The following is a 14193-nucleotide window of genomic DNA, read 5'->3' on the forward strand; positions in this document are numbered from 1 at the left end:
TCCTTGTTTCCTCAAGCAGGATCATCTATCTTCGCGGTTAGGGAGCGGGGTGGCGATGGAGCGTAATAGCCATAAAATCATCGCCCGCTTGAAACGCGAAGGCTTTGAATTGATTTCTGCAAGAGGATCTCACCACAAGCTTCGCAGGGGTGCGCAAACGATCATCGTTCCGCACCCGAAGAAGGATTTGCCGATTGGCACCGCGCCTGCGATTGCCAAGCAGGCCGGATGGATTTGAGGTGAACCGGTGAAATACTTCATGGCTCTCGTCCACAAGGATAATGACAGCGCCTTTGGGATCAGCTTCCCGGACCTGCCCTCGGTCTTTTCTGCGGCGGATGTGGAAGAGGATCTGACCGCCAATGCGATTGAAGCACTTCGGCTTTGGGCCGAAGACGCGGCCCTGCCCGAGCCATTCTCCTACGGCGACCTCATGGCCCGCGCGGAAATCCGTGCGGAGCTTGCGAAGGGTGCGTTCCTGGCCCGCATCCCATTCATCGAAGATGATACCAGGGTCGTGCGCGCCAACGTCACGTTCGAAAAGGGAATGCTGGATGCGATAGACGCGGCCGCAAGGGGACGCGGCCTCACACGCTCCGCCTTCCTCGCGAGTGCTGCCCGCAAGGAAATCGAAGCAGCCTAAATCCTATTTCCGCGCCCACAGAACCTTATAACGCGCATTGCGGCAGGTTTCACCATGCTCGCGGAACCCTTCCGCCAGGACCGGCTCATAGGGCAGGCCGCGGTTGGCGACCAGCAGCAGCCGGCCGCCATTCTTGAGCGCCGATGCCGCGCCGCGGATCATCGCCTTGCCGATCTCCGGATCGGCCGCCTGCGCCTCATGGAAGGGCGGATTCATGACCACGAGATCGTATTTGTCCTTCACCGGCTCGCCGCCGAGATCATGCCAATGGAAACGGGCATCCAGGCCGGGGCAATTGCGGGCGAGATTCCGTCTGGCGAATTCCAGGGCCCGGTGGTCGGCTTCATAGAGGTCGATACGGTTCACGCGCGGCGAGCTTTCCGCCAGCATCACGGAGAGATAACCCCATCCGGCACCGAAATCGGCGGCATTGCCGTCGAAATCCGAAGGCAGGCGACCGGCAAGCAGCTCCGATCCGGCATCGACCCGGTCATGGGAGAAGACCCCCGGCGCGGCCTCGAAACGGCCGTCCACCAGCACCGTCGACTTCTTCAATGCCTTGATCGCCGCCCCGGCATCCTGCGGCCGGGCGAACCAGATGGCCACGCCGTGATATTTCGGCGTGTAGTCGATCTGCAGGCCGAGCTTCAGAAGCGTGTTGCGGAGCGGCTGGATGCCGTCCTCCTTGCCACCGGCGATGACGACGATGCCGCCTGCCCTGACGCGCTCCAGCGCCTCGGCCACGCGATCCTCGTTCTCGCCGCGATGCTTGCCGCACAGAACCAGCGCGAAGTCGTAGTCCGCGCCCTCGGCATCCGGAAGCGCCCCCTCGCGCAGGCCGCGGAACAGCGGCCGGAAGGGCTGCACGGACGTGATCTCGCCTTCAAAGCCGTCCGGCAGGACGTTGCCGCCCTCGGCGCCGAGGAAAAGCACGCGCTCGCCCGCAGCGGGCAGCGGAACCGCTTCCGTGACGAAAGGATAGAAAAGGGTCTTCAGGGCGTCGCGGTTCATTGTCGTCCTCTGGGTCGTCCTCTGGGTCATCCACCGGCTCGCTCTTCGAGCCGGTCTCGGGAGCGCTTCGCTCCGATACAGAAAAAGGCGCGGAAAGACTTCCGCGCCTCGTTATTGGTCAAGGAGAGGGAAGCTTACTCGGCGGCTTCGCCGTCGGACTTCTTCTCTTTCTTTTCCTGCGGAATTTCCTGGCCGGTGGCCTGGTCGACGACCTTCATCGACAGGCGAACCTTGCCGCGCTCGTCGAAGCCCATGAGCTTGACCCAGACCTTGTCGCCTTCCTTGACGACGTCGGTCGTCTTGGCAACACGGTCGGCGGCGAGCTGCGAGATGTGCACGAGGCCGTCGCGGGCGCCGAAGAAGTTGACAAAGGCACCGAAGTCAGCGGTCTTGACGACCGTACCTTCGTAGACCTGACCGACTTCCGGCTCTGCGACGATCGAGTGAATCCACTTGCGGGCCGCTTCGATCTCCTTGGCGGAGGAGGAAGCGATCTTGACGGTGCCGTCGTCCTCGATGTTGATCTTGGCGCCGGTCTTCTCGACGATCTCGCGGATGACCTTGCCGCCCGAACCGATAACTTCGCGGATCTTGTCGACCGGGATGTTCATCACTTCGATGCGCGGCGCGAACTCGCCGAGCTGGCCGCGGCTTTCGGTGATCGCGTTCGCCATTTCGCCGAGGATGTGCTTGCGGCCACCCTGCGCCTGGCTCAGCGCGACACGCATGATCTCTTCCGTGATGCCGGCGATCTTGATGTCCATCTGCAGCGAGGTGATGCCGTCGGCGGTGCCGGCGACCTTGAAGTCCATGTCGCCGAGATGATCTTCGTCACCCAGGATATCGGAAAGAACCGCAAAGCGGTCGCCTTCCAGGATCAGGCCCATGGCGATGCCGGCAACCGGCTTCGCCAGCGGAACACCGGCATCCATCAGCGCCAGCGAGGTGCCGCAGACGGTCGCCATCGAGGACGAACCGTTGGACTCGGTGATTTCGGAAACGACGCGCAGCGTGTAGGGGAACTGCTCCTGGCCCGGCAGCATCGGATGGATGGCGCGCCATGCGAGCTTGCCGTGGCCGATCTCGCGGCGGCCCGGAGAGCCCATGCGGCCGGTTTCGCCGACCGAGAAGGGCGGGAAGTTGTAGTGGAGCATGAACTGCTCCTTGTACATGCCGGTCAGGCTGTCGACATACTGCTCGTCTTCGCCGGTGCCGAGCGTGGCGACAACCAGCGCCTGGGTTTCGCCACGGGTGAACAGGGCCGAACCGTGGGTGCGCGGCAGGATGCCGACTTCAGCGACGATCGGGCGGACCGTTTCAAGATCGCGGCCGTCGATGCGGCTCTTGGTGTCGAGAATGTTCCAGCGGACGATCTTGGCCTGCAGGTGCTTGAAGACGGCGCCGATTTCCTCGGCCGTGTACCTGGCTTCGCCCTCTTCCGGCAGGAAGTGAGCCTTGACCCTGGCCTTCACGGCATCGACGGCGGCGTAACGATCGGCCTTCTGGATGATCTTGTAGGCTTCGCGCAGCTCTGCCTCGGCAAGCCCGAGCATCTCGGTTTCAAGAGCGGAGAAGTCTTCCGGTTCGAATTCGCGCGGCTCCTTGGCGGCGACTTCGGCAAGCTTGATGATCGCGTCGATCACCGGCTGGAAACCGCGATGGCCGAACATGACGGCGCCGAGCATGACGTCCTCGGCGAGTTCCTTGGCTTCGGATTCGACCATCAGCACGGCGTCCTGGGTGCCGGCCACGACGAGATCGAGGCTCGACTCGTCCATCTCGTCGAGATGCGGGTTGAGCACGTATTCGCCGTTGATGTAACCGACGCGGGCGCCGCCGACCGGGCCCATGAAGGGAACGCCGGAGAGCGTCAGGGCTGCCGACGTGGCGACCATCGACAGGACGTCCGGATTATTTTCCAGGTCATGCTGCAGGACGGTGACGACGACCTGCGTGTCGTTCTTGTAGCCTTCCGGGAAGAGTGGGCGGATCGGCCGGTCGATCAGGCGGGAAACGAGGGTTTCGTTTTCGCTCGGACGGCCTTCGCGCTTGAAATAGCCGCCCGGGATCTTGCCGGCGGCATAGGTCTTTTCCTGGTAGTTGACCGTGAGGGGGAAGAAATCCTGGCCCGGCTTCGGCGCCTTGGCGGAAACGACGGTGGCAAGAACCACGGTCTCGCCATAGGTGGCGATGACGGCGCCGTCAGCCTGGCGGGCGACCTTGCCCGTTTCCAGCTTCAGCGGGCGGCCGGCCCATTCGATTTCGACAGAGTGAGTATTGAACATGTCTTGTCCTTATACGGGGGCATACGCATCGCCCACATCCGGCGCAGCGCATGATCGACCGCGATCTGTGACGCATCATGGGCAAGACAACGGGAGGCTTTTCATCGGCGGCTTCCCCGGAAGAGAAACCTGGCCAAAGCCCCGAGGGCTTCGGCCGAAAGCATCCGGCAATCCTGCCCCATGACAGGTCAACGGTTGGCTGACAGATCCGGCCCATCCGGGTCCGTCGTCGTCTCTCATGCCGCGTCAATCTGGTGCGCGGCTTGAGCATTTCATCGGGCAAGGCCCGAAAAGGCATCCGGCGGGCACTGTTTCCAGGCCCGCCGGAGGATTTCTTAGCGGCGAATGCCCAGGCCGGCGATCAGCTTGATGTAACGCGCTTCGTCCTTCTTCTTGAGATAGTCAAGAAGCGAGCGGCGGCTCGAAACCAGCGTCAGAAGACCACGGCGGGAATGGTTGTCCTTCTTGTGGTCCTTGAAGTGTTCGGTCAGGTTGTTGATGCGCTCCGTCAGGATCGCAACCTGTACTTCCGGGGAACCGGTGTCGCCCTCGGAGGTGGCGTATTCCTTGATCAGCGCAGCCTTGCGCTCGGCAGTGATCGACATCGGACGATCCTTTCTGTTGAAGAGGAGTAGGGACGCCAAAAGCCGGGATGTCGTCCAGCCTTGGCCATGAAAAGCAAAAGGGGCGCCTCTGGCGGCCTTCATGCTGGCGGTGCCTATAAACCATTCGGGTCCGGATTGGAAGAGCCGATATTCTGGCCTCGCAGAGCACGGTCTCCGGCTCACCTTGCCGGCGGCGCATCGGCGACGGTCAGAACAGTTCATAGCCGGGAGCGAGCGTGCCGGGCGGATCGTAGCGTCGCCTGGCTTCATGCAGAAACGACCACTTCGGCCCGAAATGACTTTTCCAGTCGTCCTGCGACATCGGAAAGGCGCTGACCGGGTAGAGGCATCCCCCCGCGCTGCGAATACGGTCGTAGAGCAGGCGATTGCCGGCAACCAGCCGCCCTGCGCCGAGAGCATCGTCCGACGCGGGGATGCGGACCAGATTGAACGGGAAGACGACGTCCTCGTCCGGCAGCCGGAGCAAAGGCGTGCGCAGCGCCCCGGCGAGCAGGGGATAGAAGGTGATCCGCCCGAAGGGACCGACATCCACGTTGGTCAATCCGTCCAGAATGTCGCTGGCGATGTCCTCCGCACTGGAGCCGGGAAGGAACGTGAGCAGCCAGGGATGCGGATGGAACCATTGCCCATTGGACCGCAGCAGGTTTTCGAGACGCGAGAACGCCCGGACATCCTCGGCATAGGTCAGGTCGGAGATATCCGCCCCGCCGCGCCGATCCGACAGGCCGGCAAGAACGGCCTTGTTCTCCGGAGCAGCATGGCCGTCGTAGAACACCACGCCTTCGAGCTGATATTTCCAGCCACCGTTGCCGTCGGGCAGGATTGCGCCTTGCAGGTGGTCGAAACGGCCATCCGCAAGCGCGATCCGCTGATCGGCGGCCAAGGACGGCAAGTTGGCATAGAACAGATGAAACCGGCGGACGCGTCCGGGAGCGCGCATCAGACGCAACGTGGCCTGCGTGATGATCCCGCTTTGACCCAGTCCCGCGCGGACGGCGTCGAAAAGATCGGAATTCACCTCTGCGGAACACGCCAATTCACGGCCGTCGCCCGTCACCACATTCAGCGCGAGGACATTGTCCGTCTGCATGCCATGGCGAAACGTCGTCCCGCCGATGCCACCGACGGCAAGCGTGCCGCCCACGGACAGTTCGAGATAGTTCGTGAGCACCGGCGGCGTGAGCCCATGGGCCAATGCCCTGTCGAGGACAGTGCTCCATGTCACCCCGGCATCGACGACCATGCGATCCGGCCGAACGTCGTGAACAGCGCCGAGCGGCCGCATATCGAGGACGATTCCACCGTCGGACATCGCACGCCCGTAGACCGAGTGGCCCTGCCCACGGGCCGCGATCCTCAGGCCCCGGGCCGCGGCCCACTGCACGAGTCCGGCGATATCGGCGGACGATGCGGCCCTGAAGACCGCCTGCGGGCGCTTCCGGACGATATGGCCGAAATCATCCATCGCCTCGGCAAGATCATGCGGATCGCGGCTGAGCATGCCGGAGACGGCAAGATCGGCATCCCGCGGCGCACGTTTGTCGACAGCCATGCGCTCCTCCTCCGTATCGAGGCCGACAAAGGCATCGGCGCAACCCCGTCGTCCCCGGTCGGGGTTCACGACAGCACCGGAGAGCCGGCTTAAACGGCAAATGGGCCGAATGGATGACCGCGGGCGGCTTGCGCCGCGATCTCCAGGTCCGCATCCAGCTCAGCCGAAGACCCGCTTCGGGCGGAACTCTCCCTGGCCGATCTCGCCGATGGCGATCAGCTTGCCGCGGGATGTCGCATAGGCTTCGGCCTGCGCCACCGGGGCGTCACGGCCGCGCAGGATCACGGGGTTGCCCATCTTCAGCCGGTGCGCCTGGTCGTCGGTAACCGGCAGATGCGGAAGGTTCGAGAGCGCCTCGGCCGTGTCGATGAGGAATTCATCGAGCGCGGCAAGCCGCTCGTCGCGGTCCTCGATCTGCTCCAGCGCCACGAGATCGGCGAGCGGCACCATGCGATCCTCGGCGAACGGCGCCACGAACGTGCGGCGAAGCTCGGAAATATGGCCGTAGCAGCCGAGGTCGCGGCCGAAATCGCGCGCCAGCGCCCGCACATAGGTGCCCTTGCCGCATTCCACCTCGAAATGCGCCTTGTCGGCCGTGACACCGAGCAGCGTCAGACGGAATATCTCCACTTCCCGCGAAGGAATCTCGACCGTCTCGCCGTCGCGGGCGAGATCATAGGCGCGTTCGCCGGCGATCTTGATCGCCGAGAACTGCGGCGGCACCTGGGTGATCGTGCCGGTATATTTCGGCAGCAGGTCGCGGATATCCTGTTCGCCCGGGCGTTTGTCGGACGTGACGGTCACTTCGCCTTCGAGGTCGTCGGTCGTGCGCTCCTCACCCCAGGTGACGGCGAATTCGTAAATCTTGCGGCCATCCATCACATAGGGGACCGTCTTCGTCGCATCGCCGAGCGCGATCGGCAGCATGCCGGAGGCAAGCGGATCGAGCGTGCCGGCGTGACCCGCCTTCTGGGCGTTGAACAGCCACTTGATCTTGGAGACGGCCTCGGTCGAGCCGAAATCCACCGGCTTGTCGAGGATCAGCCAGCCGGAAACCGGCCGGCCCTTGGGTTTGCGTGGTTTGGACATGCTTGCTCTTGATTGATTACTTTTCGTCTTCGCCGTCGCCATCGAGGTCACGCTGGACTTCGGGCGAGCGCAGGAGATCGTCGATCTTCTTGTAGTTGTCGAAGCTCGTATCGTCGCGGAAACGCACTTCCGGCATGTATTTCATCTGCCGGAGCTGGCCGCCGAGACGACCGCGGATGAATTTCGCATGGCGGTTCAAAGCCTCGATGACCGCCGCGTGATCCGGAAGCCCAAGCGGGGTCACATAGGCCGTGGCGACCTTCAGGTCCGGCGACATGCGCACTTCGGACACCGAGATCACGGTCTTTTCGATCAGGTCGTCGCGCACTTCGCCGCGCTGCAGGACCTGGGTTATGGCGGCGCGAACCTGTTCGCCAACGCGAAGCATGCGCTGGGAGGGCGCCGAGGAGGTAGCCTTGGTCATCTTGTTTCTCTTTATAGAACGCCGCCGGGGTTCGTCCCGACCGGGCGCCGCATCAAGCAAAGGCGGTCCAAATGACTGAGACGCGGCCAAAGGTCAAGGCGCGAACCGTACATTATGTTAACACGCCTGCCCGGCAAAGGAGGCCTCAATCGCGTTTTTCGGGACAGCGCTGATCGCAGGGATGGATGTCATATCACCGTGGCGATGCGGTCGATCGCCCGCCCGCATGAGGCCTGCGGGTGTCGTTTCAAGGACCGGGCCGCTTCACCCGCTTTGCCCGATACCGTTCCCCGTCGCGGGCAGCGCCCTTCACGCGGCTTTTCGATCTCGTGCTTCCCATGCCCGGCCTGCCGTTCAGTCCGGGACCATTCCGGATCAGAACAGCGCGTCCTCGATATCCTCGTCGGACATGACAGCCGTCAGGGCCGGCGCTTCCGCCGGCGGCGCGGTGCCGAGCACGTCGGCGTGCAGTTCGCGTTCGGCCACCATCGTGTAGAGACGGGCGATGCGGCCGCCGAGATCGGCCAGCGCCGCCTCGATGCCGGGAGCCTCGAACACCTCCTCGACGATCTCCATGTCCTTCGCGCAGGCGCGCAGCACCTCGCCAAGCTCGGCATTGAAGTTCAGGCGCGTCAGCGACGCATCCATTTCGCCGACCGCGGTCCTGCTCTGTTCGCCAAGCGCCGAGGTCTGCTCGTCCATCCGGTCGCCGACGGCGCGGATGTTCTCCAGCGCCTTTTCGAGGCGCTTGTCGAGGGACTCTTCCTGCTCTTCCGACTGGACACCGTTCAGCTTGTCGGAAGCAACCTCCAGCGTCTGAAGCTCGGCGAGAATCTTCTCCGCGGTCTCATCGAGCTGCGCGGCGAAATTCCGCAGTTCGGCGGTCACCACGTTGATCGCCTTGCCTTCCTCGCCGATCTTGCCGCAACGCAGGTTGGTGTTGAGCGCCATATAATGAATGTCGGTGCGCACGGCCCTGACGATACCGATGCCGTCCAGCAGTTCATGCACGATATTGCCGGTCGAGCGGCTGAGTTCGCCGGCCTCGCGGGCGACATCCTCGATCTCGCGCACCGCGACGCGGGCCGCCGCGACGCCGTTCTCCAGTTCGCGGATCGCGCTGTCGCTGTCACCGTTGTTGTCGTCGCTCATCGCCGCACGCAGGGCCTCGATTTCCGACAGGTCGGAACGGAAGCTCGCCACGGTGGCAACGATCTTCGCCGTATCGCGATCGAAATCGGAGATCGACTGGCCGAGCTGCAGCGATACGAGCCTGCGGATGATCAGGGACAGGCTGTCGCGCTGCTCGGGCGTGAGCACCGCGCCCTCGGACGACTCCAGATATTCCGAAAGGATCTTGAGGCCGGACTGGCAATGTTCGATCCGCTGGCGGGTGATATCGCCCACCTGCATGGCCGAAAGCGTCGAAGCGAGCTTCCCCTGGATGCCGCCGGCGACGGAACGCACTTTGGCTGCGCGCTCGACGAGCAGCTTGCGGTGCCTGCCGATTTCCTCGGCCCCATCCGAAAGCCCCGCAACGATCTGGGGAACGGTCTCGTTATAGCTTGCGAGGATCGCCTTTCCCTTGGTCATGACCGGCCCGAGGCCGTGGCCAAGCGTCGAGAGCTTGCCGGCGAAATCGTTGACCTGCCGCGTGCCTTCCTGGATTCGCTCAAGGATCTCTTCCGCAAAACCGGAAAAATCGGCGATGCCTGCGCCGGTTATCTTGGCGGTCACCGCAAAGGTGCGCAGATAGCGCAGGGTTTCCTGCATGTCGCCGATCTGCGGCTCGAGCTTGCGCTCGGTGCAGGCGATCTCCTGGAACCCGGCCTGGCGCACCGCTTCGATCTCGGTCAGATGCGACAGCCGGTCGACCGTGCTCTTCAGCTCGGCCATCGTGGCGTTTGCCGTTCCTTCGTCCAGCGAGCCCGTCAATTGATCGAGAGAGTCAATCAGCTTGTTCAATACATCAAGGATGGACAGAAGTGCTGCGCCGCCCTCCAGGAAACGTTCCTCGATCCGTGAACGCGCCGTTTCCATCCGGTCGACAAAAGGCAGAACGCCCGTCGAGCTTTCTGCGACCTCGTAAATGGATGCCCTGACAGCCACTCTGCCTCACCTTTCAGCCCCACAGGGCCTCCGCCTTCCCAAATTGTTGACGGCGCCAAATCCGATTGCGCCGTTCTGGGACAGCCTCACGCCAGCAGGTGCTGGCAAGGTCTTGTCCCGCGTCGGAGCTATCCTGAGGCGCAAGGAGTTAATTCCGGCAGAAGAAACGGCTGGTTTTGCGACTTGTGGTTAATTTTTCGTCCGGTTTACGTCAAGAAACGCAACCTATCATTATTATGTCGTGAGAAATCGCCACTTACGATTAATACCCCGTTAACGATGTAAGTCCACAGTCATGCAGCTATTTCAGCGTTTCCAAAATTATATTGGGGTCGAAATGCCTGCTTCCAATGTTAAAGATGATTATTTTTGTCTACCACAGAACCTGACGGTTCGAACGATCACTGCAATTCAACAGGAAATACTTCAGGTTGTCGGCAACAACAAGTCGACAATATTTGAGTTTCCTGCCGATTGCCAGGTGGACATCAGCTTCATCCAGCTCATGGAAGCTGCCCGGATCTATGCCGGCACCGCGGGAAAACATGTCGCGCTCGCACAACCCGTCGGCGGCCCGGTGCTGGAGGTCCTGCAGCGCAGCGGTTTTCTCGAAGGAATATCCGCTGAAGACGCAAAATTCTGGCTTCATCAAGGGGGAATCCAATGACCGCCACCATCCTCACCGTTGACGATTCCGCCAGCATTCGCCTGACGACGCGCGTTGCCCTCAGCAATGCCGGCTACCAGGTCACCGAAGCGGTGGACGGCCTGGACGGCATCTCCAAGCTCAAGGCAGGCCAGTTCGACCTGATCGTCACCGACCTCAACATGCCGAACATGGATGGGCTCACGATGATCCGGGAGCTGCGCAAGATGCCGGCGCATATGGGCGTTCCGGTCATCTTCCTGACGACGGAATCCGACAACGACCTGAAGCAGCAGGCCAAGGCCGCCGGCGCCACCGGCTGGCTGACCAAGCCCTTCGACCCGGAAAGCCTGGTCAAGATCGTCCGGAAGGTGCTTGGCAAATGAGCTTTCCCGATCCTATCGCGGTTTTCAGAATAGAAGCTGCCGAGCTTCTGGAGCAGATCGAGGCAGGCCTTCTCGATCTCAACGTAAACCTCGGCGACAAGGATCAGGTGGACGCGGTCTTCCGCGGCCTCCACACGCTGAAGGGCTCGGGAGCCATGTTCGGCTTCGACGCGCTCGCAGCCTTCACGCATCATTGCGAAACGGCCTTCGACCTGGTCCGCAAGGGCGAGGTGCCGGCAACGCAGCAGCTGGTCACCGCGGTTCTCGAAGCCAAGGACCATATGCGCGCCCTGATCGAAACGCCGGCAGGGGACCATGAAGCGATGAGCGAAGCGCTTCTCGCCGGCCTGCGGGCGGCGGTGGAGATCGCCAAGAACCCGGACGCGGCGGCGCAACCCGCCAAACCCGCCGCCCCGGCGCAGACCCTTTTCAAGATCCGCTTCACCCTGCCGCGAAACGCCATGGCAAACGGGACCAACCCGCTGCCGCTCCTCGACGAGCTGCGCGATCTCGGCGAATGCCGGATCGTCGCCGACCGCTCGGCCATACCCTCGCTCGACCTGCTTGCGCCGACCGACCTCTACATTTCCTGGAACGTGGAACTCCTGACGGCCCAGCCCCGCTCGGCGATCGAAGATGTCTTCATCTTCGTCATGGACGAGATGCAGCTGGAAATCACCACGGCTGCGGCACCCGGCGCGGAAGAGAAGGCCCCGGCGAAGATCGAGACGAAGGCCGCGGCATCCGAGCCCCCGGCGCCCTCGCTCGCCGCACGGCCGGCGACACCCGCGCCGTCGGCCTCCGCCGCCGATGCGAAGCCCGCCAAGCCCTCCGAAAATGTCCGCGTGCCCGCCGAACGGCTGGACGAGCTGATGGATCGCGTCGGCGAGCTCGTGATCGCCCAGTCGCGCCTCAGCCAGCTTGCCGGCGGCAGCGGCGATCTGCAGCTTCGCGCCGTATCCGAGGACGTCGAGCGGCTTTCCGGCGAATTGCGCGATACGATGATGGTCCTGCGCATGGTGCCGGTAACCCAGCTCTTCGGCAGGTTCCGCCGCCTCGTCCACGATCTTGCCAACGAGACCGGCAAGATGATCGAACTCGTCACGGAGGGGGAGAGCACGGAAGTCGACAAGAGCGTCATCGAACGTCTCGTCGATCCGATGGTTCATCTCGTCCGGAACTCCTGCGACCATGGGCTCGAAACGGCGGACGAGCGGCGTGCGGCCGGCAAGCCCGAAGCAGGCCGCATCTTCCTCTCCGCCCGCCAGCAGGCCGGCGAAGTCATCATCACGATCAAGGACGACGGCCGCGGCATCAACCGCGAACGGGTGCGCGCCAAGGCCGAGGCATCCGGGCTCATCGCCCACAACGCCAGCCTCACCGACCAGGAGCTTTACCAGCTCATCTTCCAGCCCGGCTTCTCGACGGCACAGCAGGTCACCAACCTGTCCGGCCGCGGCGTCGGCATGGATGTGGTCAAACGGACGATCGACGCGCTTCGCGGCACGATCAACGTCACCAGCCATCCGGGCAAGGGCTCCGAAATATCGCTCGTCATCCCGCTGACGCTCGCCATCATCGACGGTCTGCTCGTCCGTGTGGGCGCCGGACGCTACGTCATTCCGCTTTCGGCCGTCGAGGAATGCCTGGAGCTTTCGATCGAAGAGGACATGCGTTCGCGCGGCCGCAGCTTCATCTCGCTGCGCGACAGCCTGGTCCCCTTCCTGCGGCTGCGCGATCTCTTCCGCACCGGCACCAAGCCCGATCCCTTCCAGAAGGTGGTGGTCATCTCCACCGGTTCCGAACGGGTGGGGCTGGTGGTGGACCAGATCATCGGCGACCACCAGACGGTCATCAAGGGCATGTCGAAGCTGCACCATGACGTCGCGACCTTCTCCGGCGCGACCATCCTCGGCGACGGGGATGTGGCGCTGATCCTCGATGTCGGTCACCTGGTGGCCGAAGGACAACAACAGGAGGCGCATCTGCGGGCGGCGGGATGAACGAGGCAATCAGAAAGATTTCCGAAGACCTTTGGGACGGCCGCGACGAGCTGGAAGTCCTGACATTCGACATCGCCGGCGAGATGTTCGCGCTGGAAGCCGTGACCGTGCAGGAAATCCTCGATCTCCTGCCCGAGACGGTCGTTCCCGGCGCCAAGGCCTTCGTCGGCAGCGTCATCAACTTCCGGGGCAAGGTCATCCCGCTCGCCGACATCCGGCTCGCCTTCGGCATGGAGGCGACCAAGCCGACCATCGACAGCCGCATCATCGTCATCGAGATCAATATCGACGGGGAGCCGGTGCTTGCGGGCATCCGGACCGACAAGGTGCATGAAGTGACGACGCTCATGCGGGCGGCAGGCGAACCGCCCCCGAGCGTCGGCATGCGCTGGCGGCCGGATTTCATCGACTGCCTTGTCAAGCGGGGAACGGAATTCATCATCATCCCCAATCTTCAAGTGATCTTCTCAGCTCAACACGATCATTCTGCGACCGGGGCCTCCCACGGTTGATCATCCTTTCGATGGAGACGTAAAGATGCGTGCCTCAATCAAGCTCAAGCTGGCCTCGGCGTTCGGTTTCATCATCATCATGCTGCTGGCCACCGCAATCTACGGCATATTCAGCCTCGGCAATCTCAACGAGACTCTCGGAAGCGTCCTCGACGGCCCGGCCGAACGGCTGAAACTGGCCCAGGCGCTCAACAACGAGCAGCTCCAGCAGATCCGCCAGCAGAAAAACCTGCTGATGGCGACCAGCTCGGCGGAGATGCAGGGCTATATATCCAAGAGCGACGAGGCGCGCCGCTCCTTCGACGAAACCCTGAAGTCCGTCGAAGCCCGGGCGACAGAGCAGGGAAAAGTGCTGTGGGCCAAGCTCGCCGCCTTCACCGCGGAATTCCGCAAGCAGGACGATCATATCCGCACCCTGATGCTGGGCGGCGATACGACTTCGGCATTGCGGATCTCCACCAACGAGGCCCGCACGGTCACCAACGACATAGACGGGCTCCTGACCGAGGTCGTCAAGCTCGAAGGGGGCCGTCTCGTCGAAGCCGGACAGGACGCGAATGAAAGCTACGCCCGGACGCGGCTCGTCATGATCACGGTCGCCGGCGCGGCCCTGCTGATCGCCATCCTTGCCGCCGTCTGGATCGCGATGTCGATCAACAAGGGCCTGCGCAATGCCGTCAACGCCGTGCAGAATGTCTCCGAAGGCGACCTGACCCGCTTTGCGACGATCACCACCAGGGACGAGATCGGCGAACTGCTCGGCTACGTCAACACGATGATCGAGCGCCTTCGCGGCGTGGTGGGCGATGCGCTTGCCGCCGCCGACAACGTCTCGTCCGGCAGCCAGGAACTTTCGGCAAGCTCGGAACAGCTTTCCCAAGGGGCAACCGAACAGGCCTCCTCCGCC

14 protein-coding genes are annotated in these 14193 nt (G+C 63.1%); 7 read left to right on the forward strand and 7 right to left on the reverse strand.

Annotated features, from left to right (window positions below; genetic code table 11):
• Positions 1-55 precede the first annotated feature (55 nt).
• Complete coding sequence (locus tag ACFFP0_RS30195) at positions 56-238, forward strand: type II toxin-antitoxin system HicA family toxin (RefSeq protein WP_377265929.1); 183 nt, start codon at positions 56-58, stop codon at positions 236-238.
• Between the two features lie 9 nt (positions 239-247).
• Positions 248-643 (forward strand): type II toxin-antitoxin system HicB family antitoxin, encoded by a 396-nt coding sequence (locus ACFFP0_RS30200; protein ID WP_377265930.1) that lies wholly within the window; start codon positions 248-250, stop codon positions 641-643.
• A 3-nt stretch (positions 644-646) separates the two neighbouring features.
• Here the strand turns inward: ACFFP0_RS30200 and ACFFP0_RS30205 are convergent, their stop codons facing one another.
• The 7 genes from ACFFP0_RS30205 to ACFFP0_RS30235 all read right to left on the reverse strand — a co-directional run bounded on the left by ACFFP0_RS30205 (position 647) and on the right by ACFFP0_RS30235 (position 9739).
• Entirely contained in the window at positions 647-1654 is a 1008-nt protein-coding gene (locus ACFFP0_RS30205) for a class I SAM-dependent methyltransferase (RefSeq protein WP_377265931.1), read from the reverse strand.
• A gap of 134 nt (positions 1655-1788) precedes the next feature.
• Positions 1789-3939 (reverse strand): polyribonucleotide nucleotidyltransferase, encoded by a 2151-nt coding sequence (gene pnp / locus ACFFP0_RS30210; RefSeq protein WP_377265932.1) that lies wholly within the window; start codon positions 3937-3939, stop codon positions 1789-1791.
• 335 nt (positions 3940-4274) lie between these two features.
• Complete coding sequence (gene rpsO / locus ACFFP0_RS30215) at positions 4275-4544, reverse strand: 30S ribosomal protein S15 (RefSeq protein WP_377265933.1); 270 nt, start codon at positions 4542-4544, stop codon at positions 4275-4277.
• A gap of 208 nt (positions 4545-4752) precedes the next feature.
• Positions 4753-6117 (reverse strand): FAD-binding protein, encoded by a 1365-nt coding sequence (locus ACFFP0_RS30220; protein ID WP_377265934.1) that lies wholly within the window; start codon positions 6115-6117, stop codon positions 4753-4755.
• 159 nt (positions 6118-6276) lie between these two features.
• Entirely contained in the window at positions 6277-7206 is a 930-nt protein-coding gene (truB, locus tag ACFFP0_RS30225) for a tRNA pseudouridine(55) synthase TruB (RefSeq protein ID WP_377265935.1), read from the reverse strand.
• A gap of 16 nt (positions 7207-7222) precedes the next feature.
• Positions 7223-7630, reverse strand: coding sequence for a 30S ribosome-binding factor RbfA (gene rbfA / locus ACFFP0_RS30230; protein WP_377265936.1), 408 nt, complete (start codon positions 7628-7630; stop codon positions 7223-7225).
• A 375-nt stretch (positions 7631-8005) separates the two neighbouring features.
• Positions 8006-9739, reverse strand: a complete 1734-nt coding sequence (locus tag ACFFP0_RS30235) for a methyl-accepting chemotaxis protein (protein ID WP_377265937.1) — start codon at positions 9737-9739, stop codon at positions 8006-8008.
• A 337-nt stretch (positions 9740-10076) separates the two neighbouring features.
• Between ACFFP0_RS30235 and ACFFP0_RS30240 the strand changes: the two genes are divergently transcribed.
• From ACFFP0_RS30240 to ACFFP0_RS30260, 5 genes are all read left to right on the forward strand, one after another.
• Positions 10077-10406 carry a hypothetical protein gene (locus tag ACFFP0_RS30240; RefSeq protein ID WP_377265938.1) on the forward strand — a complete coding sequence of 110 codons (330 nt, stop codon included), beginning with the start codon at positions 10077-10079 and terminating at the stop codon, positions 10404-10406.
• Positions 10403-10771 (forward strand): response regulator, encoded by a 369-nt coding sequence (locus tag ACFFP0_RS30245; protein WP_377265939.1) that lies wholly within the window; start codon positions 10403-10405, stop codon positions 10769-10771. The genes ACFFP0_RS30240 and ACFFP0_RS30245 overlap by 4 nt, the downstream gene beginning before the upstream one ends.
• Complete coding sequence (locus ACFFP0_RS30250) at positions 10768-12774, forward strand: chemotaxis protein CheA (RefSeq protein WP_377265940.1); 2007 nt, start codon at positions 10768-10770, stop codon at positions 12772-12774. The genes ACFFP0_RS30245 and ACFFP0_RS30250 overlap by 4 nt, the downstream gene beginning before the upstream one ends.
• The gene (locus ACFFP0_RS30255) at positions 12771-13286 is read left to right on the forward strand and encodes a chemotaxis protein CheW (RefSeq protein ID WP_377265941.1); all 516 of its coding nucleotides are present in this window, start codon (positions 12771-12773) and stop codon (positions 13284-13286) included. The genes ACFFP0_RS30250 and ACFFP0_RS30255 overlap by 4 nt, the downstream gene beginning before the upstream one ends.
• A 25-nt stretch (positions 13287-13311) precedes the next feature.
• Positions 13312-14193: MCP four helix bundle domain-containing protein (locus ACFFP0_RS30260; protein ID WP_377265942.1), on the forward strand; the 882-nt coding region annotated here is incomplete at its 3' end.

Origin of the sequence: Neorhizobium puerariae (genome assembly GCF_042429745.1) — a bacterium.
Classification (GTDB): Bacteria; Pseudomonadota; Alphaproteobacteria; order Rhizobiales; family Rhizobiaceae; genus Neorhizobium; species Neorhizobium puerariae.